Origin of the sequence: Arthrobacter sp. lap29, assembly GCF_032458965.1 — a bacterium.
Lineage (GTDB): Bacteria > Actinomycetota > Actinomycetes > Actinomycetales > Micrococcaceae > Specibacter > Specibacter psychrochitiniphilus.
In genome coordinates, this window is the sequence record NZ_JAUCEK010000007.1 from 120,268 (window position 1) to 145,966 (window position 25,699).

General features: G+C 57.4%; 18 protein-coding genes. 8 read left to right on the forward strand and 10 right to left on the reverse strand.

The window, feature by feature from the left end; translation table 11 throughout:
• Nucleotides 1–25: 25 nt before the first annotated feature.
• Together RY113_RS13105 and RY113_RS13110 are read right to left on the reverse strand one after the other, a co-directional pair.
• A complete protein-coding gene (locus RY113_RS13105; RefSeq protein ID WP_315914910.1) occupies nt 26–820 on the reverse strand; it encodes a hypothetical protein in 795 nt (264 codons plus the stop codon).
• Nucleotides 813–1,508 carry a helix-turn-helix domain-containing protein gene (locus tag RY113_RS13110; RefSeq protein ID WP_315914911.1) on the reverse strand — a complete coding sequence of 232 codons (696 nt, stop codon included), beginning with the start codon at nt 1,506–1,508 and terminating at the stop codon, nt 813–815. Before RY113_RS13110 ends, RY113_RS13105 begins: the two co-directional genes overlap by 8 nt.
• 864 nt (nt 1,509–2,372) lie before the next feature.
• On the opposite strand from RY113_RS13110, the gene RY113_RS13115 reads away from it, so the two are divergent.
• The 3 genes from RY113_RS13115 (at nt 2,373) to RY113_RS13125 (ending at nt 6,297) form a co-directional block, all read left to right on the forward strand.
• A complete protein-coding gene (locus RY113_RS13115) occupies nt 2,373–4,787 on the forward strand; it encodes a TOTE conflict system archaeo-eukaryotic primase domain-containing protein (RefSeq protein ID WP_315914912.1) in 2,415 nt (804 codons plus the stop codon).
• A gap of 126 nt (nt 4,788–4,913) precedes the next feature.
• Nucleotides 4,914–5,582 carry a helix-turn-helix domain-containing protein gene (locus tag RY113_RS13120; RefSeq protein WP_315914913.1) on the forward strand — a complete coding sequence of 223 codons (669 nt, stop codon included), beginning with the start codon at nt 4,914–4,916 and terminating at the stop codon, nt 5,580–5,582.
• Nucleotides 5,572–6,297, forward strand: a complete 726-nt coding sequence (locus tag RY113_RS13125; RefSeq protein ID WP_315914914.1) for a hypothetical protein — start codon at nt 5,572–5,574, stop codon at nt 6,295–6,297. The genes RY113_RS13120 and RY113_RS13125 overlap by 11 nt, the downstream gene beginning before the upstream one ends.
• 1,300 nt (nt 6,298–7,597) lie before the next feature.
• Here RY113_RS13125 and RY113_RS13130 read toward each other — a convergent pair.
• The 4 genes from RY113_RS13130 to RY113_RS13145 all read right to left on the reverse strand — a co-directional run bounded on the left by RY113_RS13130 (nt 7,598) and on the right by RY113_RS13145 (nt 14,921).
• Nucleotides 7,598–9,394: a P-loop NTPase fold protein gene (locus RY113_RS13130; protein WP_154604946.1), complete on the reverse strand. Its 1,797-nt coding sequence runs from the start codon at nt 9,392–9,394 to the stop codon at nt 7,598–7,600.
• Nucleotides 9,395–10,186: 792 nt separating this feature from the next.
• Nucleotides 10,187–10,876: a hypothetical protein gene (locus RY113_RS13135; protein WP_315914915.1), complete on the reverse strand. Its 690-nt coding sequence runs from the start codon at nt 10,874–10,876 to the stop codon at nt 10,187–10,189.
• A gap of 1,086 nt (nt 10,877–11,962) precedes the next feature.
• Nucleotides 11,963–12,448, reverse strand: coding sequence for a hypothetical protein (locus tag RY113_RS13140; protein ID WP_154604945.1), 486 nt, complete (start codon nt 12,446–12,448; stop codon nt 11,963–11,965).
• A gap of 1,273 nt (nt 12,449–13,721) precedes the next feature.
• Entirely contained in the window at nt 13,722–14,921 is a 1,200-nt protein-coding gene (locus RY113_RS13145) for an ROK family protein (protein ID WP_315914916.1), read from the reverse strand.
• A gap of 144 nt (nt 14,922–15,065) precedes the next feature.
• On the opposite strand from RY113_RS13145, the gene RY113_RS13150 reads away from it, so the two are divergent.
• The 5 genes from RY113_RS13150 (at nt 15,066) to ppgK (ending at nt 20,915) form a co-directional block, all read left to right on the forward strand.
• On the forward strand, nt 15,066–16,346 hold the full coding sequence (locus tag RY113_RS13150) for an ABC transporter substrate-binding protein (protein WP_230085456.1): 1,281 nt from the start codon (nt 15,066–15,068) through the stop codon (nt 16,344–16,346).
• 63 nt (nt 16,347–16,409) lie between these two features.
• Nucleotides 16,410–17,348, forward strand: a complete 939-nt coding sequence (locus RY113_RS13155) for a carbohydrate ABC transporter permease (RefSeq protein ID WP_110502032.1) — start codon at nt 16,410–16,412, stop codon at nt 17,346–17,348.
• Entirely contained in the window at nt 17,348–18,298 is a 951-nt protein-coding gene (locus tag RY113_RS13160; RefSeq protein WP_154604943.1) for a carbohydrate ABC transporter permease, read from the forward strand. Before RY113_RS13155 ends, RY113_RS13160 begins: the two co-directional genes overlap by 1 nt.
• 67 nt (nt 18,299–18,365) lie before the next feature.
• Complete coding sequence (locus RY113_RS13165; protein WP_315914917.1) at nt 18,366–20,039, forward strand: alpha-amylase family glycosyl hydrolase; 1,674 nt, start codon at nt 18,366–18,368, stop codon at nt 20,037–20,039.
• 105 nt (nt 20,040–20,144) lie between these two features.
• Entirely contained in the window at nt 20,145–20,915 is a 771-nt protein-coding gene (ppgK, locus tag RY113_RS13170) for a polyphosphate--glucose phosphotransferase (RefSeq protein ID WP_154604941.1), read from the forward strand.
• A gap of 355 nt (nt 20,916–21,270) precedes the next feature.
• On the opposite strand, the gene RY113_RS13175 is transcribed toward ppgK, so the two are convergent.
• The 4 genes from RY113_RS13175 to RY113_RS13190 form a co-directional block, all read right to left on the reverse strand.
• Nucleotides 21,271–22,317 (reverse strand): LacI family DNA-binding transcriptional regulator, encoded by a 1,047-nt coding sequence (locus tag RY113_RS13175; protein ID WP_170133202.1) that lies wholly within the window; start codon nt 22,315–22,317, stop codon nt 21,271–21,273.
• Nucleotides 22,318–22,960: 643 nt separating this feature from the next.
• Nucleotides 22,961–23,125 carry a hypothetical protein gene (locus RY113_RS13180; RefSeq protein ID WP_154604940.1) on the reverse strand — a complete coding sequence of 55 codons (165 nt, stop codon included), beginning with the start codon at nt 23,123–23,125 and terminating at the stop codon, nt 22,961–22,963.
• A gap of 365 nt (nt 23,126–23,490) precedes the next feature.
• On the reverse strand, nt 23,491–24,753 hold the full coding sequence (locus RY113_RS13185) for a glycoside hydrolase family 32 protein (protein ID WP_315914918.1): 1,263 nt from the start codon (nt 24,751–24,753) through the stop codon (nt 23,491–23,493).
• 47 nt (nt 24,754–24,800) lie between these two features.
• Nucleotides 24,801–25,694 carry a carbohydrate ABC transporter permease gene (locus RY113_RS13190; RefSeq protein ID WP_315914919.1) on the reverse strand — a complete coding sequence of 298 codons (894 nt, stop codon included), beginning with the start codon at nt 25,692–25,694 and terminating at the stop codon, nt 24,801–24,803.
• Nucleotides 25,695–25,699 lie beyond the last annotated feature (5 nt).

Sequence of the window (25,699 nt, forward strand, 5' to 3'; positions counted from 1 at the left end):
AGACTAGATGGCTTCGTAGCCTGACTCAGGTCGGGCCGCCCAATCGGCCGATCGGAGGCAGCCCAGGCAGTTTGTCGACGGTTGCCAGGATTCGCAGCACGTCGTGTGCCGCTTGTCGGTTTGACTCTTCGAGCTGCAGCCATCCGTGGTGCGTCGGAGACTCAAGCGCAGAAAACAGGGCGTTGAACCTCTGCCTATCAGAGCCCTGACGCGCCTCGACGATGGCGTAGGGATCTTTGATACATGCGCACAGCACGGCTGCGTCGTCCAAGTGCCGGCCGCGGTCCCGTGAATCCGTCATGTAGGCAGCACCTTTAAGAACGAGGGCGCCGTGCAGGTTGGGGATGCTCAGCCGCGTCTGGCCACCGTCATCGCCTGTGATCATCACGTTTACCGTGCGCTGGAGAGCCTGGGTACCGCCCTCGATCTGGAACGGCTCCCTGCCGGCCATCTTCGTGATGTTCCGCGGTGCCGTGTGGTCTGCGATCATGACGTCGACCTGCTGCTTACCGCGAAGGAAGCGGTGGGCTGGTGCGCCCTTGTCTATGGAGTGTTCGATCTCGTAGCCCAGGGCGCCGAGTGCCTGTTGCATCTTGGGAGCAGTGGTCGCCTCTGTCTCGATGTGCAGCACCATGTCCACGTCCGTGGTGGCTCGGCTAACGGGCAGACCAGCTGCTGTTGCGTGTAGCTGAACCATGAGTCCGCCGACAAGAGTCCACTGTTCTGAGGGGATCGCGGCGGCCAACTCCATGCATTGTGGCCAAGGTGACGTCCACCCTCGGACCGGTGTCTCAACAGTCCAGGTTTCGCGGTCAACCACGATTTACTTCTTTCCACTGTGTGAGGATTTCCTTGAGCATTTTCTCGCCGGCAGCCCTCTCCCGGGAGTTCAGTGATTCCATCAGGTCCACGGCAATGGCGGCATCTGGGGTGCCGGACCCCTCGAAGCCGTACCTAACATCGACGACGTGCATGATGATATTCCCGGCAGGGTCCTCCACCAAAGAGAGGCCGTTGACAATCATCGGCGCCCTGATTGTGTCGAGGTAGCCTTCCAGAACATCAGTCCGTCCGGCGGCCAGCCCGAAGCGTTCCGCAACCATTGAATCGTTCAGGGCAGTAGTTCCGGTAGGCAGGAAGTAATCTGCAGCGCGGGAAATGCCAGAAGGTGCAATGCGGTAGCGCTTCACCTGGTCTTTGGTGCCTACAGCGGCGGCCAGTTCGTCAGTGTCCATTATTTTGAGGCGTTGCTTGAGTCGGTAGCGGGCCGTCGCGTCAATCCAGCGCGGAATTCCGCCTTCGATGATGTTGAGCGCGGCCCAAGCCGTCGCGGCATTCCAGCTGCGCCCCTTCAGGGTGCGCCGGTTTTTGTACCGCTGGACTGAGGCGCTATCGATAAGAATCGAGCGTCCAGCCCGGCCAGCGACAAGCAGACCTCCACTCTTCAAGAGCTTATGGACCATAGCCCGTGTGGCCACCAGCTCTTGGGCAGCTTCCTCTGTAGTCATCCACGATTGAACCATAGGCATAATGGTATACCAGCATGAACCATTATGAATAGATGTATTGGTGCATAACGATCTACCAATACGCTCATACCTAAGCGAGGCAGTCGCGCAGTCATGGGCGGCACCATAGAACGGAAGTATGAACGCATGCCTCCTCCACGCCACCACACATCAAGAAAACGTTCCCAGAGTGGTCGCCTCTCAGAACAAGAGACGTAGATCGGAGCTTTCATCCCCGTGGCACCAAGGCCAGGCTATCCACCCGATCAGACCCAGTCAAAATACGTTGTCACCGCGATCAGGCACTTCATTCGAACCGAAACAGCTGGCGTTGGAGGATCGGAATTCCAACCGTGCGCAAACACCAACGAAATCTATAACCGCAAGTCAGAGCATGTTGAGCACTAAAAAACGATCGTCAGTTATCAAAACTTATGAACCCCGCTGTCCTACCAAAGGGCCATTTGGGTCTGTCAATAGGGTGTTTTGGCGTTTTCCTGCATGGCCCGATTGCAACAACGAGTGATACTAAATACTCTCCACTTTGCGCTGATAAGGATGAGTTTTGTATGACGTGGTGGAAACTCCCGGCCTGGCCGCTGAACGTCGTCGAGCAGAGTCAATCAGACGCCAAGGCTGCGCTTCTCATTCTACTCTTAATTCATCCTGCGGTTCCCGGGTGATCTCTCAGTCTCGGATGAATATCCTTTGAAGCGGCACCTATCCAAAGACTGTTCTCAACTGTAAAAGGTCGCTGTCGTTGGTGTCAGCGATCCTGTGGCGGGCAGCTCCAGCCGAGGAAGCAATGCCTGCAAGACGGGATCGGATTCAGGTTTTCGCACTTTGTCACGACAGAATGGTGTTGTGAGTGACGACACTTCTAAGTTGCCGGAACAGGATCCGCTGCCAGGCCTCAACACTGGCCGAGAACCTGCACTGGCCCGTGAGCTGGCAGAGCTGCGGCTGGACAACGCCCGGCTTCGTAAACTGCTGGAGCTGAGTGAGGAGCAAGCCGCGGCGGCCCATGCCGACCAGCCGGTGTTCGCCGCGACCATGCCGTCCGGCCCGGTAACCATGCACTCCACGCCGGAAACCAAGGTCCTGTTCTTTGAGAGCCTGTTTCGCTGCCGCAACGACGTGTACGCAACGCGTTGGGAAAACACCCAGGACGGGCGATCGGGCTGGGTACCCGCCGTCGTCGGTGGCTGGCACAAGGGAAAGCCACGCGACAGCGCCTCCTTCCTCAAGCTCACACCTGCCGTCGTCGCAGACCATCTGACTGGCGCAAAACACATCGGCCTATACCCGCTCACTGAAAAGGACACCTGCTGGTGGATCGCAGCGGATTTTGACGGCAGCGCAGCCATGATGGACGCATTGGCCTACGTCAAGGCCGCCCGGTTCCGAGGCATTCCCGCCGCACTCGAAATTTCCCAGTCGGGCCGTGGCGCGCACGTGTGGATCTTCTTCACGGAGGCCGCTCCCGCAGCATCGGCCCGGCAACTGGGCACGGGCCTCATCCATGAGGCCATGGGACTGCGGGGCAGCATGAGCCTGTCCAGCTACGACAGGCTGTTCCCTTCGCAAGACGCGCACACAGGAAAGGGCATGGGGAACCTGATCGCGGCCCCGCTGAACGGAAAGCGGCGTAACAACGACGGCACCACCCTGTTTTTGGACACCACCACGTTGGAGCCCTTCGAGGACCAGTGGGCGTACCTCTCCAGCCTGGACCGGCTCACGCCGTCGGCCATGAACGGCCACATCCGACGCCTGCCCTCAGTTCGATTGGGCAAGGACGTGCGTCAGCTTGAATTGCCACCGTCGTCCAAAATTGTTCCCCGTCCGGCCATGGTCGTGCAAGCAACGTTCGACTCGCGCCTGACCATCCGAGCCATTGACCTCGGCCCGGCCATGATCTCCGCCATCAAACATGCCGCGTCCATGGCCAACCCCGATTTCTACGACCGCCAACGGCAGCGGCGATCCACCTGGAACATTCCCCGCTACCTGCGCTTTTACGACGAGACCCTCGAAGGGGACCTCATCATTCCGCGAGGCTTGCTGTCCTTGTTGCAGGGGTTGGTGAAGTCCGCCGGCAGCACGCTACGCGTCGACGATCAGCGAGCAGCGGGCACCCCGGAGGACCTTGAATTCCTTGGCGAACTGCGTCCCGAACAGAAACAGGCGATGCATGCCATCGAAAACATCGAGCACGGCATCCTCGTCGCTCCACCAGGCGCCGGCAAAACGGTCATTGCCTGCGCAGCGATAGCCCACCGTGGCGTTTCCACGCTGATCCTGGTCGATCGGAAAGCGTTGGCAGACCAGTGGCGGAAGCGAGTCCAAGAACTGATGGGAGAAATACCCGGCCAGATCGGCGGCGGTAGGGCTAAGACCACCGGAAGGATCGACGTCGCTCTTCTTCCCACGCTGGCCCGCCGCGACAACGTGGCCGAGTTGACGGCTGGCTACGGCTTTGTGATCGCTGATGAGTGCCATCATGTGCCGGCTGCGGCTTTTAGCCATGTTATGAATCAGATGCCGGCCAAGCATTGGCTCGGCCTGACGGCAACGCCCTACCGGCGCGACAAGCTCGATGCGTTGATGTATCACCAGCTCGGCGATGTGGTCCACACGATCACTGCGACGCCGGACCAGCAGCTGCCTCGCCACGAGTTCGAGATCCCCTCCCCCGCTTTAGCACTGGAGCTGCATCGCACCAAGTACGCCTATGCTGGCGACGCCGATCCCAGCGTGCCCGGCGGCATCGCCAAAATCTACCGGGACCTCGTGGCCGATGATGAGCGGCTGCAGCAGATTTACGACGACGTCATGGCCACTTACGCGGCCAACTCACGTATCTTGCTGCTCACCACATGGAAGGCACATTTGGAACAATTCCGCGTCAAGTTTGTCGAGGCCGGCTTGTCGCCGGTGATCCTTTCCGGTGGGATGAAGAAGGCCGAGACGCGCACGGCTGTGGAACTGATAGAAGCAGCCGATCCGGATAAACCACTGCTGGTGTTGGGAACGGGAGCGTTCATTGGCGAAGGCTTTGACGCGCCCAAACTGGACACACTATTTCTTGCTGCACCGATCTCTTTCAAGGGACGCCTTGTCCAATACGCGGGGCGCGTCACACGGCCATTTCCCGGCAAGAACCGTGCCACAGTCCATGACTACCACGACGAGCTCACCCCCGTCCTGGCAGCTTCACTTTCCCGGCGGGCTCCCGGCTACGTCTCACTCGGCTTCCCGGACCCCCGGCGAATGTGACATTGCAGGTTGGTGAGTCAAATCAAGGCCCAACCTTCCATTCCTACTCGGCGGCTTATTAAATTACCCAAGACTGAATCTCGTTTCATGATTTCACAATGATACTGAGCCGAGTACGATTGTGTAATGATCCTTGGAGTGCACGACGTAGCGAAGCGAATGGGCGTCCGCCCGGAGCGGGTACTCAAACTCATTCATGACGGACGCCTGGAAGCTCAAAAAGTGGGCAGCCGTTGGGTTATCGACGAGAGTGCCCTCGCCAGCAAAGTATGGGTCAAATCTCCCGGGCGACCCATGTCAGCCAAGAACGCCATGGTCCTAGCCCAAGCCATAGAAGGCAAAGAGCCTTCTGATCTGAGCGCCGTCGAGAAACTTCGCCTGCAGAAACATATCAGGAACCTCCTTGTCCACAGTGACCCAAAAAGCCAACTTCAGTCATGGTTTGCAGCCCGGGCGCCAGTGCTGAGCTTCTCGGTCAGTGACTCTGACATCTCCGAGCTGCGGGAAGACCCCAGGATCAAGCTTTCAGGCATCTCCGACCCGAGGGCCGGGCTGCTGCCAGGCAACGAACTCGAAGCCTACATTTCAAAAAGCGAGCTCGGCCGGCTCCGATCAGAATGGTTTCTTGTGCCCGCAAACAACCGCCAGAAAGCCAACGTCATCCTGCACGTCCTCGACAAACTCCCCGCAGAGATTCCAGCACTGTTTGCCGCCATGGACTTGGCCGAATACCCAGGACCCCGCGAACAATCAGCCGCCAATTCCATCATCAGGAGCGTCCTCAATGGCAATTAGACTTCCAGCAATGCTTCCCGAACAAGAAGAATCATGGCGCGCCATCTTCGAAATCTACGAAGCACTCCCCCTTGGCTGGGTTCTTGTAGGAGGCCAATCGGTATACCTTCACGCAGTCGAGCGCGGCGCGACAACACCTCGACCTACCAAGGATGCAGATTTTGCACTGGACATCCGCACCTACCCCCACCACCTCAACACATTCACAGCAACGCTCCTTCAGCTGGGATTCACCTCAGCAGGGGAATCACTGACGGGCCACCAACACCGATGGCTACGAGAGAAGGCAGTCGTCGACGTACTCATCCCTCGCTTCACGGGAGAACGCAGCGAGAACCGCCCGGGCGCTACCGGAGGAACCACGATCGCAGCCCCTGCCGTCCAACAGGCTATCGATCAGAGCGAAGTCGTAGAAGTTGAAGCCGGCGAGTCAGTCGGCAAAGTGAACCGCCCCTCGCTCATGGGAACCCTTATCGGAAAAGCCGCCGCCCTAGCAATCATGGACGACCCCGGCCGCGAACGACACGTCACCGACTTCCTTACTCTGGCTACGGTAGTAACCGCGCGCGACCTTCGCGGCTACCACTACCAGCCAGCTTCCCGGAACCACATGGCCAACATGCTAGGAAACCTGGCGACCAAGCCAGAGTGGATGGCACTGCTACCCGAAGCAAAAGACGGAGTCGAACGACTGAAAATGTCACTGCAAGACTGAATCCGGGCATAACAAAGCACTCTCCAACCACGCGTTCCGCGGTGACATCCGGTGTAATAGCAGGCAACTGACACGTACGTTCAGGCCCAATTATTCTCAACTTCACAGCACGCCACTTGACGACGATAGGTGGCAGGCACGTAGCCACAATTCCTATCGACCTCACCCAAATGAGCGCCTCAGCGCCGAAGACCGCTCCTCATCAGGATTTCCCACTTGAATGAGTTACCCCACCGCGGGCTCCGTCCGGCGCCCACGGCGCAACGCATCAGCCCATGTCAGAGCAACATTCAACCGCCGGGAACCACCGAGCATTCGAACCGTTATTGCTTCATGCGATAGACGGGTGAAATCATGCGATCCAGTTCAAGCTGAAAACTATCGCCGCAGGTCAGAGGCATGTTCAGCACCGCACACTTATCAGGTGTTATCAACGTTTATATCCCCGCTTGCGAAGCGTCGATCCATTCGGTGTTGCCAATAAGTCGTTTTGGCCTGTCCCTGCATGATGTGATTGCAATAATGCAAGATACTAAATAGTCGCTGTTGCGTGTTCAAAAGTATGAGTTTTGTATGACGTGGTGGGAACTTCCGCCTGACCGATGGACAACCCGAGCATAGCCAATCAGCCCCAAATGCTGTATCGCTCATTTTACTCTTGATTCATCATATTCAGCTCGCAAGCCGCAATGTTCACGGATCCGTTCGTTGTTGCACCGACGCTGGTACTGACTTGTTGGCACACTACACGCTGATCCTGGCCGCGTTGCGACCGTCAATCGGAACTGTTTTATGGCCCGACGGTCACCCTTGACCCCCTGCCAGCACGGCGGGCCGCCCAAGCCATCGCCGAGCTCTGCGAACACCTCCAGCATCCCATAGAGATAACCAAGAACCAGCCGCACCCTGCGCTACATCATCAGAACCCGCGGCTGGCACCCCACACCAGTTACCTCACCGGTCAAAAGACCTGGTCCTTAGTAAGAATGTGTACAGTGCCCTGAGGGAGCACGGGTCATCAACGTGGACTTTCAATACAAACTGGGGCTATCACCACGCTCGGGCGAAGAATGTCTCTAGGGTTTCCGGTGTACATCCCGGTGAGTCTTCACTGGCGGGCGGCCCTTCGATGACAAATTGTGCATTTTCGTTCGACCAGAGATTTTCGCCAGGGACACCTGCAGGCGCAACGCACTTAACGCCGTCGGGAAGCTGCACCCAGTCAGGGGCCATCCGTACGAGGCAATGGCGGCCATTCGATTGTCACTGTGACCTCATTCCCCCGCCGATGACTCATTGACTATGCTGTAACTTCTTGCGGGTAGTATGCCCTCAATGCTTGCGCGATTAGCGTCACGTGTTCGGCCGCGGTGATCTTTTCGATGGTTACGTAAAAGTACTTCCCGTCCCTCGTTGCAGGTTCACGGATGATTGGTCCAACCAGATGATCCGAACCTGACCGGGCACCCAGTGCTTCTACCAAAGCTGCGTGGATGCCGCCAGCCATCTGCTCAGGCGTAGAGCCGGGGGTGATTCCGTTCTTGAGCTCGACTACCAGCCGCAAGCCCTTGGCCCGGATGGATAGAAGCCCCAATCGCCTCCCCTTCTGGATCAACCGTACGGTCCACTCCAGCGGATTCGTCTGGGCGGCAAATGCGTCGTCCCTGCCGCTGAACTCCCGCTCAAACTGGAAGGCCAAGTCAACCAACCACGGTGAACTCTTGCTCAGGGCGTTGGTTCGTCGCTGTGCGGAGTCGAAGGTTCTTGCATAGGGGCTTTTGGTCATGGTCCCGGCGGCAATACTGGTGATGGTTGACTGGCTAAACGTTTTGTTGAAGGCTTCTGCAGAGAATTCAGTTCCGACTGTAAACGCCTGTTTCAATTCTTCCAAGAACCGCTCCAGCAGGGCAATTTCACTTTCTGGAATTCCCCAGTTGAGGAACTTTCCGTCGTCGTCTCCTTCAAATACCCGGATGAATTCTTCAGCAGGGTCGGAAGTGATGTTCTTTTCTCCCAACGCGCTGTAAGCCTCCGGAAACGCGGTCTGCAGGCACAGCACACCAAAGAGGTGCAGGTACGCATCAGCCTGTGTCCCGTTCTCGGCTTGCCCAGAACCCGTGGAATCCAGAATTGATATGAGAAGCATGAAGGTGTTCAGGAGCCTCTTGGTGGAACGCGGGTTTGAGCCCACTGAAACTTCGGACAGCTGGAGGTAGGTCGCCATCTTTTCCGGCCCAGCATCTATCCCTGCACGCTTAAGTCCCTGCTGGAAAAACTTGGTCATTTCATACCGCGCAACGGGCATGTGGAAGGGCACCTGAATGATCTTGTCAAAGAAGGAACGGGCCTTCCGCTCAGAGACATCCTTGCCATACTTTTCCTGCACGCCCATCTTGACAACGTCGAAGTCGATGGCCAGCACAAAGACACAATCGGGCACATCTAGGAAGACCTTGATGGCTTCCATTACCTCAATGGCTCGGCCTGGGGCAAGCCTGTCTAGGTCATCAATAAAGACCACAAGTCGTTGCCCGGACTCTTTGACAGCCGCCGCAAACTCCTCACGCAGGGAGGACAACACTGCTACGCCGTCGAGCTCTTCAGGCTCCTGTCCTTGGCTTACCATGTCTGTTCCGGTCGCCACGGCCGCACGAACCGCTGTGCCAGCTATGCCGCCACCCACCAGTTCTGCCGCGGCGGGGATGAGATTGATGGCGTAAAGTTTCCCCATTTTCCTAATTGAACTAAGGAAAGGCGCGAACTTTTTTGCCTCCTCCCCCGTTGTTCCCTTGGTCATCCCGTCCGCGATCACCTTGAGCATGCTAATGGCAAGATTCTCACCAAGATCAAATTGCGAGTATTGCCATGTATTGAAGAAGATGGTTTTGATGCGCGAACTCGGATCATCGAGTTTCCGCTTGATCTGGAGCATGGCACTGGTTTTGCCGGTTCCCCAGCTGCCCTGAACAGCAACGGTCATGGGCGACGGGCATTTGTTGATGAATTTGACCAGTCCGTTGATATACGAGGAAATGGACAATAAATCTTCCTCGGCAGGCACATCATCAAAACCATACGCTTCAAGCACCAAAGTCATTCATTCCCCCATAGTTGCAGTCTTCTGCAGCACCAAATTTTTGCTTGGCCACGGCAACGAATATAGCACTCTTGAGCGGACGCCCGTACCCCCAGTTACCGGGCAGATTTGCGGTAGAACGCGGCCAGCTTCGGACCGCTGCTGCTATTCAGGTCATGCAGTGCGCCTGCCTCTGAGGCGAAGATTCCAAGTAGCGGGACGAAAGACACCGTGGCTTCCTCTTGCATACATGCAATTCGTAAGGATTGGTGAAACTTTACGGCCTAGGGAATGACAAGGCGGTGTCAACTAAACCTTGGTCAGACCCTACGCTTCCCAGAAGATTCTGAGGGAAGGGGCTTCGAAGTCAGCGAGTTGAATGATCAGCGTCATAAGCGTCAAGAACAGTTTGTATTGGGGATGTTAAACGCGGCTAGCTACTCGTCTGCCATCAACCCAGTTGCACAAACACGCCCGGTAGCCCTTCCCCCTGCAAGACTTGGTGCGTTCCCATCAGGGTGGGTTCTGTCGCTGTGGAACGACTTAGAGAATTTCCGAGCGAATCTTCCTTGGACCCCGATTAGCGTTCAATCCTGTTCCACTACTACCGAGACCCCTACGTCGTGCCTTGCTTCCGGATGCACCCGAGAACCGTTCAACCGCCAGACCATTTTTCTGGGGCGAATGTTTAGATGCCGACCAAGACATTGATGGGCGCAGCCTCGGCAGCTTCTACACCGGTGTCAGAGACCCTGCAGTTCCACCATACCCCCATTCAATGGTGGCGGGCCGGAGCTGGTCGGGCCAGTTAGTTCATGAGGTTTCGTTGATCTCACTGAGCTTTCCGGCCCAGTCTCGCTTCCATTTTGCACCGGCTGAGTCGCGGAATGTGAGACTAACGACGAGGCCCTTTGTTGCGGGCTTACCGTCCCAAGCAACCCAATCGCCCGGAGACTCTAACGGTGCGCCCGTCATCGTGCCGGCAAGGCTGATTCTCTCACCCTCTCGGATCTGGTCGAGCACATAACCAGGGCTATAAAGCGTTTCCTGCTTGTCCTTTGCGCCAGCCGATTGTGCCGGTGCCACAGCCATACTCACCCACCGATGAATCTCAGCCGTCGGCGTCGAGCTCGTGTCATTAGGCTTGGCTTCTATCAGGCAAGTCACATCGTAGACAGGACCAGCATTGCCGTTTCGAACGTAGATATCCATGGCTGTTCCATCAAAGGCAAGCCAGGCTGATACATTGTCGGCTTCTTCCTGATGACGGGCGGTCTTGGCCAAAGCCAGTTGTGTTGTTGCAGCTTCGAGCTGTCCCTTAGTTGATAGCCAGGTGAGCAAGGCAAAGATGGCCGCGATTATGGCACCAGCCAGCAGTCCGAAGGTTCCTATGGCCAGCCAAAAGGTCCAGTCTGCGGTTCTTTCGGTAGCTACGGCGCTGCGGAGAGCAATCTGGTCTGGGTCGGTTGCTAATAGAAGGCAGCCTTTGAGAATTGTCATCATGAGAATAACTACAACACATAAAATTCAGGCGTTTGCACGTAAGGTCATAAAGCTTCGTCCTGCCCACACGGCCGCAACACGGCTCCCTATACTTCTGCTCGCACTCCTGTCTTTCGCTGCCTAAGGGGAAGCTTGAACTGTTGATGTATGCGTTCTGGCGCGTAATCAAAGACCTACGCAGGACTTTGGTACTGCCGTCTTTAATGTGTGATGTCAGGACATAGTTCCCATATGAGTTATGTGCTTGTCTCTAGTACGTGCTTTTGACCAGAGTGGAGGCGGCTATGGTGCTGGTCTGGCATCTGGTGACGGGCTGCTGCGCCTAAAAGCTTGTGGGGCGCGGCATGGGGATCCAGGACGTGGTCCCTGGGACTTGCATAAGAAGCGAAATCAAAAAAAGAAACACCCCAGTCCGAAGACCGAGGTGTCACTATTTCGTCCCCACAACAAGTGGGAACTATGACCCGAGACATCACAGGATGGAAACACAGAGCATTCGAACCGAAACAGCCCGCTCCTATCGCTCAGAATTACAAACGCACCGAACTAACAACGATAACTATCACCGCAGCTCAGAGCATGTCGAGTTCTCAATACCTCTCGATAGTTATCAACATTTAATAGCCCCGCTTGCCGATCATGGGTCGATATCGAGCTGCCATTAGGCCGTTTAGGCCTATTCATTCGTGACTTGCTTGCAACAATGCAAGATACTAAATAATGGCTAGTCTGCCTTCAAAAGTATGAGTTTTGAGTGACGTGGTGGGAACTGTCATCAAACTGGTGAACATCTTCGTTCATGAACCGTAAATCGTCCTACTTTGCTTTCCATTTTACTCCTGATTCATCGCGGGCAGTCTTCACGCCGCCTCACTCGCCGAAAGGGTGCCCAAGACCCCGATGCGTACATTGGCTAATTGGCACAATTCACGCTGGTCATGGACGTTTTGTAACCGTCGAAAACGTCACTGAGGGATACCCGCGACGCCAGCGATAAGACGCGTCGGTGACTGTTTCAACCTCTGCGCTATAGACACCGAACAGCACATCCTGCGCCGACCGATTTAGTTGATCACCTCCAAGTGACTACGCCGAGCGCAGTTCCCCCAGCCTTTTCACTTCAAGCTCGAGCATGTTGACCTTTGTTGTCAACTCCTGGATGAGAAAGAGCAATTGGTTGCTATCAGGTGCCCCTTCCTGGACAGCCTGACGAGAGGAGCCGCTTTTCTTGGCGCGAGGAGTTACAGAAACCCTGCGAGCCTTTAGTTCATCTCTGAGATTCTCAGTTACCGACACCAGTCCACCGTTTTGTTCGATAAATTCAGACATCGCGGGGATGAGAACTTCGGCGTCCCACAAAAGGCGAACGAAGGGAATACCCTTCCCATCGAGATCAGGTTGCTCACGGGCCAGCCCCATCTCCAATGCAGGTGCCGCACCAGGGCCTTCTGCGTCGCGAAGGCCCATAAATCGTAGGCAGAGGCCGACCTCATTCGAATTCCAGCCAAACCGTATACCCAAGTCAGTCATGACCAGCCAAGACTCCGAGACGTGACTACTTCCATCAACCATTCCTTTTCCTTTCCTTAAACACCGATGAGGTCCCTCTCAACTTATCCGAGCACACCGACATTCCTCCGGGTAGTGGCAGGTAGGACTGTGAATCAGCAGCCCTCTATACGCAGAATCATGCTTGCCATGCGATCCCTTGTCCAGTGACATCAGATGATTGATCCCAGGCGCATCTATCTGAAATACCGCGTTAAACCTGTCATTTGCACAAGGTCATTTGGTCCCCAACCGCGACAATATCTCAGCCGGAGAGCATCCTCTTGGCCTTGAAGGAGCCCAATTTCTGGGATACCACCCCTACTCGCTTCTCAGATAGAGCTGCGGACGCGGGCATGGCCAACTTTGCAGGATGCGGGCAGCTAGACGCAAGCTTCTTCCCTTCCCTCCGGGAAGAGCGATGAAGAATGAAAAGAGCTCCCTCGTGGCCATACCTGATGACGGAGACAAAACATCTAGCTCCAACCAAGGTGATGAAAGGCCAGGCGGCAACCTCAACAGCTAGGACCAACCTAGATTGGCTTGCGGAAGAGTGGATCCCCCTTGCTACAGGAATTCCTTTGCTCTTTCGACGGGACTGCCCCGGGTTTCGCTGACTCTTTAATTCAAACCTTGGGCCGACCCAGCAGAACAACAGAAGTCCAAGAATGTGGCACCAACAGCAAACCGGGCCGCAGGGCATTCGAACCGATACTGCCGCATGGGATAGTCAGTCGATATTGTCCGCTCCAACGAATCTGAAAACTATCGCCGCAGGTCAGCGGTATATTTGGCCCCTAACACCTCCTGACAGTTTTCAGCGCTTATACCCCCGTTGTCGTCTCGATCGCCTATTTCGACTTTTCAAAAGCCATTCCTGGCCCTCATTACCGCGGCAGGAGCATGACAATGCATGCTGCTGAGGAGTCGCCACTTGTCGTCCAATTTAATGCGTTTCTAATGAGTCGGTTACATTCATCGGCCGTTTGAGCCCAAAACCCGTCTGAAGGTCACGGCTTGGATGCTGGCAAAGACTTTTTGTTCTAATCCCGTGTTTTCGAACTCTCAGAAACAGACATACGGATCATCGTGCGATCTGATTTGGCGCAACTGATTCGCGACTGCACTACGGTCCCAAAGTGGAATACTGACTCACGGCTGACACCAAGAGTCAGCTGAACATTCCGCAATGCGCCGTGGGTGCAACTCGTGCGGCGCGCCCGCACGAGTCCACTTTTTCTCTGAGGAAATTCGCGGATCGTCTACAACCAATGGGTGCTGGCGCCATGACGGCGCATCAACGCATGGCGAGCTCGAATGCGAGTGGGTCTAACCGTACGGACGCGAGTCCTTGGTGTATCGCACCTAGCCCGACGGCCTCGCTGCCGAGCGGGGACGCAATGAGCGTCGGCGCTGGACCGTGACTCAAATCCTTCAGGTGCAGGGCGGCGTCGTCGAGTATGCCAGCGGCGGCAGGGGCAACAGCACCTCCGATAATGATGCGTTCTGCGTCCAATATCCCGCCGACTACCACGCAGACACGGGCCAGCAAGAACGCCAAGCGCGCTGTGATGGCAAGAGCTTCGGCGTCACCGGCCCGCGCTGCGGCGAAAACGTCTTCAGCTTCGAATGCCTTCTCGAGAGCTGTGCTCGCCAACGCCCCGGATGCACGAGCCTCTTCAGCCCAGGTTCGGGCGAGCCGCGCGAGCCCGTCGGCGGAGCCTACACCGTCGACGTAGTCCAGCAAATGTAGTTCCCCCGCACCACCGTGTGCGCCTCGAACCAGCGCCCCATCTGCGATGATACCGGCACCAAACCGCTCACCGGCCAGTAGGCACACAAATGACGACGCCCCAACACCAGCACCCACGGCACCCTCGGCGATCGCAGCGAGGTTCGCATCGTTTTCCACGATGACCTTCCAGCCGCGCCGCGCGAACTTCTCGGCGAATCCTGGGTTCATCCGCGCCCAGAAACCATCAGCACCCTGGGGCGAGGCGCCGATAACGTCAGTCGGCGCTGGCACTCCGAGCACAATGATCAGTACTGCATCCACCCTCACACCTGCGGTCGCGAGGGCCGCATCGACGGTCGTTTCAGTCAATGCCAACCGATTGTCTGCAGTGTCTAGCACTGCACCGATTTCGCGACTCTCGCGGGCGAGTTCGGTGCCGCGCAGATCAGTAACACGGGCCGTAACTCTGTGTTCACCGGAGTCAACACCAACGAGCGCGCCTGCACCGGGACGGAAGGCATAGCGCCGCGCTGGCCGACCCAGACTGTACTGGCCAGCCGTGCGGGCATCCGCGAGCTCCTGCAACCAACCACGCTCAACGAGATCGGCACACACGCTCAGCACGGTTGAGCGAGTGAGCCCAGTTTCTTCTATAGCGTCACTAGCGGTGAAAGCGTCAGCTTCCCAAGCGTATTGAAGCAGTCGACCGGCATTGAGAGTACGTACGAGGTGAGGGGACACTGCCGGAGAAATCTGCTGCATGCTCTTGACCATATCGAGGATAAGGGGATATTGTCGAGAACACTAAATCTAGTACCTAAATTTAGTATTGCAGTTACCACTCCACGCCCTCAACCTCGCTCGCATCGGCATCCGCGCGCACCACAACACACAGGAGACAACGACGTGTTCTTGCAATCCCCTCTGCCGCGCGAGCTGACGCGCAGATCCCTGCTCCTTGGAGCGGGGTCGATCGGCCTCGGACTCGGCCTCGGCGCGTGCTCGAGCCCCCGCTCGGGCGGCACCACTGAGATCACTTTCTTCCAATCCAAGCCCGAAGTTATCGGCTACTTCGATGATCTGATCGAGCAGTTCCATGCCTCGCAGGACCGGGTTCGTGTGGTGCATGACTTTTCATCGAACCTGTCGGCAGGCTTCGTGCGCAACAATCCGCCAGACGTCGGCTGCATCAACTACAACTTCGAGATCGCCCGGTTCGTGGACCGCGGCGCTCTGAGCGACCTCTCAGACCTGCCGGCCGCGAAGCGAATCAATCCAGCCCTACAACCGATTATCGATCAGACCGCGAGCTACCCCGATCGGACGAGTGTTCTGCCGTACTCACTCATGGTCGCCGCTGTTCTCTACAACCGCGAGATTTTCGCCGATCTTGGCCTCAGTGTACCCACCACTTGGACGGAGTTCCTCGCGGTTTGCGATAGCCTCACGGCCGCCGGGATCACTCCGATCTACAGCACATTCAAAGACCCCTGGACCATCGCACAGGGCCTGTTTGATTACTCCGTAGGGGGTTCGGTAGACCTCGAGGAGTTCTTCACCCAGTTGAAGAAGCAGGGTACCGATGTCGGACTGAACTCCGCCGCCTCGTTCGAAAAGGACTTCTCCAAGCCCTTGGAACAGATGCTTGCCATCGCAAAGTATTCGCAGCCAAACGCCGCAAGCCGTGGCTATGGCGACGGGAACCTCGACTTTTCAAAAGGCAACGCTGCAATGTATTTCCAAGGCCCTTGGGCCCTGAGCGAGATAGCGAAAACCGCGCCAGACTTGGACGTAGGCGCCTTCCCACTGCCGATGACCGAGGACCCCGACGAGCGCCGGGTGCGGGTCAACGTAGACCTCGCCCTCTGGATCCCGGAGGCCTCACGCAAGAAGGAAGCAGCACGAGAGTTCGTGTCGTTCCTCATGCAGCCAGAAATCATCGATGCCTACAACGCCGACAACAACGCCTTCGGTGTAACGACGGACGCACCAGCTGTTAGTCAGCCCACTCTTGTTGAGCTGCAGAAATTCTACGACAAGGCCTCGTTCTCGCTCGGTGCATCGCAGCTACTGCCGCAGAATATACCGCTTCAAAATTATGTACAGGGCATCGTGCTGGGCTCCGATCCTGATAACACGCTGCGCACCATCGACGCCGACTGGGCACGTCTGGCCTTTCGGTCCTGACCGAGCACCCCAAGAACTTCTCCCTCTCAGTCTGATAAACCCACTGTTCACGAAAGGTCACTCATGGCCATCTCGACCCCCACCCTCCCGGAGGCACGCGGAGTTGCGTCGTCGACGGCGCAAGTGTCGGGTACGACGAAGCGCAAACGCCGCGTCGATCCAATGTTTCATCTTTTCCTGCTGCCGACACTCATCCTCTTCACGCTCGCAATCACACTTCCGGCCGGCATGGGTATCTTCTACAGCTTCACTGACTCCATCGGTTTCGGCGAGTGGTCGTTCGTTGGCCTCACTAACTACGCCGCGATGCTGACCGACCCGGCAATTCTGACCTCGTACTGGTTTACCATCGGATTCGCGTTGGTTACCGTTATTACTGTCAATGTCATCGCTTTCCTGCTCGCTATCACCCTTACCTCAAGGATCAGAGGCAAGATCGCGCTGCGAGCCGTGTTCGTGCTCCCGATGGTCGTGTCAGGCATCATCATCGCGTTCGTGTTCAACTTTTTGTTCTCTAACTCGCTTCCTGCCTTCGCCGAATCAATCGGATTTACACCACTGGCAAGCAGCGTGTTGTCCAACCCCGATCTTGCCTGGATTGCGATTGTGGTGGTCACAGCTTGGCAAGCCGTACCATCGGCGCTGCTCATCTACATCGCGGGAGTCTTGTCAGTGCCTGGTGACGTCTATGAAGCCGCCTCGCTCGACGGGGCCTCCCCGTGGAAGCAGCTGCGCCTGATCACGTTGCCGCTCGTGGCGGGCTACGTCTTGATCAACCTCGTGATCGGTTTCAAGAATTTCCTCAATACCTACGACATCATCGTTGGTTTGACTGACGGCGGTCCTGGCACTTCCACCCGCAGCGTTGCCATGACCATCTTCTCCGGCTTCTCCAGTGGTGACTACGCCTACCAGATGGCCAACGCCACGGTCTTCTTCCTCATCGCGCTCGTGATCGCACTCATTCAACTGCGTATCACGCGCGGAAAGGCGACATTCTGATGACCAACCAAGTACCCAACTCACCCGCCCTACAGGGCAGCCCCGGCGCCGAACATGAGAACACGATTCCTGGCATTGGCAACTCTCGCAACACCGAACTCGGATCCACCACTACCCGGCGGCGGATAGGGCGCCGCCGACCCGGCCTACTTTTGACCATCGTGCTGATCGTGTGCTCGCTTACCGTCATCGCTCCGCTGTTCGTGAGCGTCACTATGGCGTTCAAAACGGGTGCACAGTCAGTCGACGGCAATGCATTCTCCTTGCCGGCTCCTTTCAGCTTGGAGGGTTTCACCACAGCATGGACCCTCACCAACTTCCCACGCGGCTTCACCATATCGTTGGTAGTAACCGCGATCACCGTGGTTGGCACAATCATATTGAGCGCCCTCGCGGCATTCGCTATCGCACGCAATTGGGACCGCAAATTTTTCCGCTGGTCTTTTTTCTATCTTCTCGCCGCAATGTTTTTGCCATTCCCGGTACTCGCGCTTTCACAGGTCAAGCTCACCGGAATAGTCGGCCTTGATAATCCAATCGGTGTAGCTATCCTGCACGTCATGTTCCAGCTATCGTTCAGCGTCATGCTGTTCACCGCGTTCCTTCGCTCTTTGCCACAAGAACTCGAAGAAAGCGCACGGATTGATGGCGCGTCAACGTGGCAGGTGTTCTGGCAATTGGTATTTCCGCTGCTGGCGCCCATGAGTGCAACGGTCGGCATTTTCGCTTTCCTCGTCTCATGGAACGACTTCATGATGCCCTCGCTCATCACCTCCGATGCCGCCATGCAGACACTGCCAGTCCTGCAAAAGATCTTCCAAACCCAGTTCAGCAATAACTACAACGTCGCCTTCGCGTCCTACCTTATGGCGATGGCACCCGCAATCCTGGTCTACCTGTTCACGCAACGTTGGGTGATGTCTGGCGTTACCCAAGGCGCAATCAAGTAGACGCATTTACCCACGTGCACCTTTCCCTCAGCTACCACCTGAACACCATCAACAATAAAAGGACACCATGACCGAGATACTCCATGCCCTACCCGCCACCTCACAGCCCCTGGATGAAGCCACTTGGTGGCGTCAGGCCGCTGTTTACCAGATCTACCCTCGCAGCTTCTACGATGCGAACGCTGACGGACTCGGCGACATCAAAGGCATCACCACCAAGGTTCCCTATCTGACGGAACTGGGTGTGGACGCCGTCTGGCTCAGCCCCTTCTACCCCTCCGAACTAGCCGACGGCGGCTACGACGTGGCCGACTACCGCAACGTTGATCCCAGGCTGGGTACCCTGGCTGACTTTGACCAGATGACAGCAGCCTTGCACGCCGCTGGCATCAAGCTCATCGTGGATATCGTCCCGAACCACTCCTCCGACCAGCACGCATGGTTCCAAGAAGCACTTGCAGCTGACAAGGGCTCCCCCGCCCGGGCACGCTACATCTTCCGTGACGGCCAAGGGGTCAACGGCGAGCTCCCACCCTCCGATTGGGTCTCAGTCTTCGGCGGACCCGCCTGGACCCAGGTTGATGACGGTCAGTGGTACCTGCATCTATTCGCCTCCGAGCAACCCGACTTCAACTGGGACAACCGGGAGATCCGCGACGATTTCCTCAAGACACTGCGCTTCTGGTCAGACCGAGGTGTTGATGGCTTCCGCATCGACGTGGCACACGCGTTGATGAAGGACCTGAGTGAACCACTGCCGTCCCAGGCCCAAATTCTCGAACTCGAGAAGCTGAACAACGGCACAAATCCATTGTGGGACCGCGACGACGTCCACGAAATTTATGCCGAATGGCGGGCCCTGTTCAACGAATACAACCCCCCACGCACCGCAGTCGCTGAAGCATGGGTGGACCAGTCCCGCCGCGCCCGTTACGCCTCCACCGAAGGCTTGGGCCAGGCGTTCAACTTTGACCTGCTCATGGCAGATTTTGACGCAGAATCCTTCGCCTCGATCGTAACGAAAAATCTGGCTGAATCCGCCGCCACCGGAGCATCCTCCACTTGGGTATTCTCCAACCACGACGTGGTCCGCCACGCCACCCGTTACGGGCTACCGAACCTGCCAGATCCAGAAAAGACCCAAGACGGCAAGGACTGGATCCTGGCAGGCGGAGCTGAGACGGAGCTCAACCGCGACCTCGGCCTGCGTCGCGCCCGCGCAGCAACCCTCTTCATGCTGGCCCTGCCCGGTTCTGCTTACCTGTATCAGGGAGAGGAACTGGGCCTGCATGAAGTGGCTGATGTCCCCGACGCCGACCGGCAGGACCCCGCGTTCTTCCGCAACACGGGTATTGAAAAGGGCAGAGACGGCTGCCGCGTACCATTGCCCTGGACCAGCTCAGAGACATCGTTTGGCTTCAGCAACTCCCAGCCACACCTGCCACAGCCTTCATGGTTTGCCCAACACGCCGTGTCCGTCCAAGACTCACATGAGGGTTCCACCCTGAACTTGTACCGCAACGCCCTGGCCCTGCGTCGATCACTACAAACAACCGAGGAACTGATCTGGCTGACCCATCCCGACCCTGACGTACTGCACTTCCATCGCCCCAACGGCTGGAGGGTCCTCACTAACTTCGGCACCACCGCCGTCGAACTTCCCGAAGGGACAGTAGCTCTAAGCAGCGTACCGTTGGAAGGCCGAATGCTGCCGGCAGACGCCACGGCCTGGCTCGTCTAAAACCGCCAACTCATCAGCTACGCACTGCCGCTCACCCAAAATCTGCGCGAGCGGCAGTGCACGTTACCCATCCAATGAAGAACTGCGTCAAGGAACGGAACACCCATGGAGAAAACTAACCACAACACTCTCCGGATCGGTATTGATATTGGCGGCACGGCCATCAAATATGGTGTTGTAGATACGTCTACAGGGATCCTCGTCAGCCCGATTGCACAGCAGCCTACACCCCAGCCAGCCACCCCCACTGCCATTGCTAATACCCTGCGCGCTGTGATGACGGATATTCAATCCTGGGAAACCGCTCCATCACCACTGACTGCCGCTGGAGTCGCTTTCCCTGCCATCATTCGCCAGGGAACAGTATGCTCAGCGGCCAACATCAGCGATGAATGGATTGGCCTCAACGTGGAGCGTCTCCTAAGCACGGCACTCCAACGACCAGCCAAAGTCCTCAACGACGCTGATGCCGCAGGCCTAGCAGAATCGAGTCATGGCGCAGGAAAGGGACAGCGCGGGATGGTCCTAGTCCTCACCCTAGGCACAGGCATTGGTTCGGCACTGGTGGTCGACGGGAACCTTGTGCCCAACCTTGAGCTGGGACACCTGCAGTTGAATGGGCTCAAGGCCGAAACCACAACCTCAGCCCTCGCTCGCGAAAAAGAAGGACTGAGCTGGAACGAATACTCCTCACGCCTCCAGCAATATCTATCGCATGCAGAGTATTTGTTCTCCCCCGATCTGATCATCATAGGCGGCGGAATCTCAGTCCGGCATGGAGAATTTCTACCGCAGATACGTCTAACCACGCCCATCGTCCCAGCACACTTGCACAATTCTGCTGGTGTCATTGGTGCGGCACAGACTGTTGGCTGAAATTGCCGAGATCCGGCGTCTAGAAAGTGACGACCTTTCATACCTGATCGCCCCACACCTGCTAACTAAAGCCCCGTCCAAGCGAATGCAACCCGCGAAGACGAATTTCGCGCTGCCTCTGGCCACGTCAGAGCCTTTGCTTCATCCAACCTGATGATCGCTGGCCCGGCGTTGACCAGCCCCACCGTGCGAATGAACGATCTAGGCCAAGCTGACTCCTTTCGGCGCCAACTGAGCAACGCGCCCCAAAACCAGGGCCGCATTCAGTGGGCTGAGAACCCTGGACATTCAGGACGGCTCCTAGAGCTTAGATCATCCTTGAGCGTGGGCTTCCCAGGGTGAAGGCAGGCCTGGTTTAACGAGCCGCCGGGGGCGCCACTGAACCGCGGATGACCACGGGGCACTCCATCATGATGGGTTCACCATGCTCGGTACTGATCCCCCGGTCAAGATCCTGGCACAAGAGCTCGATGGCTTTCTCACCCATTTCGCTGTGGGGCAGCGCCACCGTTGTAAGACCGGGCACTGCTGTTCTGGCGAGTGGCTCGTCGTCGTCATAGCCCACGATACTCACGTCTTGAGGGATCCGGAGCCCCAGCTGGCCACAGGCAAGCAAGACCCCCATCGCGACGCGGTCATTGGCGCACACAATGCCCGTTGGTTGGAACACGCCTCTCGTGGGCTTAGCACCGGTGTTGAACAAGCGCATGGCGGCGTGGAATCCATCATTGATCTCCCAGCCTGTCACGGTCGTTGCGGCAGGTGGTAGGCCCGCGGCGGACAGGGCCTCAGTAACACCCTGCGTGCGGCGTTCGGTTGCTATCAGTTCACCGCTGCCGGAGAGGTAAGCGATCTGGCGGTGCCCGGCGTTGAGCAGTGTTTGGACTGCAGTCCGACCGCCGGAGACCTCATCGGGAATGATGGATCGAAAGGTGCCGGCAGGATCAAAACAGTTCGCAAGCACAGATGGCACGCTGCCCATGGCTGAATGTGGAGAATGCGCCCGCAGACTCATGGTGGCAAAGACCATGGCGTCGACTTGGCGGTTAAGAAGGGTGAGGAACGCTTTGTCTTCGCGGATCTCGTCACCTTGCGTGTCAATAACGAGCAGCAGATAGCCAGCAGCAAAGGCTGCATTGTTGGCGCCTTGGAGCAACTTGCCGGCAAAAGCACCTCCGGCAATTGAGTCCGTGACTACGCCTATCGTGTGGGTGCGCTGGCTCTGCAGGGAACGTGCCACGGCATTTGGTGTGTAGTTGAGTTCCTTGGCCGCCGCCAGAATCCTTTTCTGCTTGTCCTTGGCGATGTTACCGTCGGCCCGACCGTTGAGAACAAAGCTGACAGCGCTGCGGGATACTTGTGCGCGGTCCGCAACATCTTGAGACGTGGCCTTTCTTGCCATGGCAATTCCTAACTCGTGTGAGGTCATCGTAACCCATTGAAGGATACTCAGCAGCGCTTCCCGTGTATGCAACCAGGGGTCACAGTCTTGCCCAAGTCTGTGCTGCAAAATATGATCGTACACAGTCTGGCCGATTGGCCGGCCAGATCGATGATCTCCAATCAATGGTTTGTAAAATTCACTGCGGCGTTTGCATGGAGTTCGTGAAGGATAACCGTATCCCTACCGGTGAAGATTCGTCTCTGGCATACCTCATATACCCTCCGAAATAGGAGTGTTCGCGGATTCCGTACAAGGAATCACTGGGAATGTCACGGCTGAGGGACCACCCTCAGCAAAACGGATCATCAATAGCGATCTCAGGAAAGCCTTCTCCGCTGACCAAGCGCCAGAAATCCCCCAACGAGCCCTCTGCCGCGGCACCTACAGCAACTCTCGCCCGTGAGTAGGGCATCAACTGCGCCACTGTCACCAGTATTTTCGCCCAAGGCTCCTGGTTGTCTTCTTCGGAGGTGTCCGTCCCCTCAAATCCGCAGTCCCGTTTGGCTCAGCCCTAGACCGCTATTTCATGACTGTGTGAGCACGTGCAATCTTTGCTGCGCGACTTGGACGGCCGCAGCCAAAGCGAGCGTGGCCGAGCGTATTAAAGCACCGTTATTGTGGCCCGACGGTCCAGGACGGTGATGCGTCCGCCTACCACGGTGAACACCTTGGACGGGCTCTTCATCGAGCCGAAAGCGGTGTTCTGTTTCAAGACAGGTAAGCGCTCGAGCATCTTCTGCTCGATGACAAGAACGCCAGCTGTCAAGATAATCGGGTCGGGTCCGGTTCCTGCTTGGCCCCTGTAGTTATGAGAATGACCTCGGCATCGCTTACCAGTCCAACTTCACCGCCGCCTGCGAAGGGCCAATCTTGGACGAACGGCGTGCCGTTGGCCAAGGTCGATTATTGGGTCTCGACCTTGGCCGTAGCGATCTCGTGCAACCCCACGTTGCGCTCCAAACGGCGGACGGTGCGGCCTGACAAAGTGAGCTGTCGACGCCGGCAATATTGGGTTTGGTGTAGCGGACGCGAGTCGTTTCTCTAGCAAACCCGATCTATTTCTGCCTCATGGTTTACTTCTCGTTGTATTGCTGCCCTCTGGCGGTTTTGTTGCGATGCGCGCTGGGGCTGCTACAAGCTCAGGCGGTGGACCGCGACCCGGGTGGATTCAGCGGCGTGGATCTCGAACCGGGACGTTGCCGTGGGATAGACCCGCTCCGTGGCGGGGGCTGCGTTTGTGCCAAATATCTCGATGAGGGAGCCATCCACTAAAATCTGTCCGGCATCCACGGAGGCCACAACAGTCTGCGTCTCGCCGTCGACAATGACGAGCTCCGCAGTGCCGGCAGTGACTACTTCAAACGCACGTTCGTCGACGGGCACGTCTGCACCGCCCTCGTCGTCGTACAAGACGCCCGCACGCAGGCTGGCCACCTCTGCCACGGGCTCGGAGATAAGTACGCCGTTGCGAAAGGAGAGCTGACGGGCGTAGGTAAGCACGCCGGCCCACCCTGCCGCATGGACGTCGGCCTCGGGCCGGGACTTTTCCCAGCTCCAGCCCCACATCAGTGTGCGCGGCTCCGCCGTCGTGGCGGCCACGACCTGTGGGGCGTAGAAGGCGGCACCCGAGTCCACGAAGCCACCAGCGGTGGGGAGGAACTTGAGCCCGGCACCGCCCTCGCTAAGCTCGCCGGAGAGGTAGATCACTCGGTCTAGTGCGTGGTCGTCGCGGTTCCATAGTGAGAGCATCAGGATCCACTGCTCATCGACTTCGAAAAGTTGGGGGCATTCCCATATTTCGGCAGGGGCCCAGTCTTGGGCAATGCCGGCACCGCCCGTGACCAGCGGCCCCAAGTATTCCCACTTGGTCATGCTGTGGCAGCGGTAGAGCAGGATCGCTGGGGTCCCGTCCTCATAGCCGGCACCCTGAATGGCGTATTGACTGCCGTTGAACGTGAATAGGAAAGGGTCGCGCACATCTCCGATGCCTGGCTCATCCGGCATACCTAGAATCCCCTGGGATTCCTGCTTCCACTTCTGGAGCGTCCTGTCAGACGTGGCTGTCATGACCTGTGAATCGTGCTCACTTTCGGCAATACCCGTGTAGAAGGCCGTAGGCACCCCTCCATCCAAGGCCACGACGCCGGACCATGCACCTGCCGCGTCGGCCGCACCCTCGCGGGGGTACAGCGCGATGGGTTGCTGGGTCCAACGGACCAAATCGGTCGAGGTGGCATGGCCCCAGTGAACGTTTCCGTGAATAGGAGCGTCCGGGTTGAATTGGAAGAACAAATGGTGGACGCCGTCCACCTTGATGCAGCCGTTGGGGTCGTTGATCCAGCCCTGGTCCGGGCGGCCGTGCAATGCCGGGAAGGCGGGGTCGATGTTACTCACAGGTATATCTCCTTGATGGTGGGGTGGTATTTTGCGACAGAAGGATGTCACTTGTTAATTCCTGCTGTCAGACCTTCACGCAGGTAGCGTTGGCCAAAGAGGAAGACGACCAAAGCCGGAATCATGGACAGCACCACGCCGGCAAGAACTGTGGCGACAGATCCTGTTCCCATGTTGCCCTGCAATGAGACAAGCCCCAGCGGCATGGTGAAGTTCTCTTCACTGATGGTCATGATGAGGGGTCGGAAGAATTCATTCCAGTGGAAGTTGAAGGCGAGGATGCCCACAATGGCCAGCCCCGGCCAGGCCAGCGGCAGGTAAACGGAACGGAACGTGCGGAAGGGGGATGCGCCGTCGATCGCTGCAGCCTCAGCCAGCTCACCGGGCAGGCCCATGAAGAACTGGCGCATGAGGAAGGTACCAAATGCGGTCGGTATGGCTGGCAGAATCAGCGCCAGCAGGGTGTCTGAAAGACCCATTCCACGGATCAGCATGAATACGGGAACAATCGTGACCTGCACGGGGACCATCATGGTTGCCAGCACCAGACTGAACAGTAAACCGCGGCCTTTGAAGTCGATACGGGCAAACACATAGCCGGCCAGTGCCGCAGTGAACATCTGTCCCGCTGCGATGATTCCGGTGACAAGTGCGGAGTTCCAGATCAGCAGCCACATGTTGACCTGTTGGAACACATCCGTGTAGGAGCTGAAGTCTAAGCCGCCGGAGAAGATGGAGCCACCGGCGCCCAATGATTCGGTGGGTGGACGCATGGAGGTCAATACAGTCCACACGACGGGGCCAAGTGTCACGAACGTGGCGACAACGAGGATGGCGACGCGTCCAGCGGTGCGTCCGGAGACACGGCCCTTCCTGCTCGGAGCCGGTGTTGTTCCACGGCCGCGGGCAGCGGTACTTTCGTTCTCGGTAAGAGTAGTCATGGCAC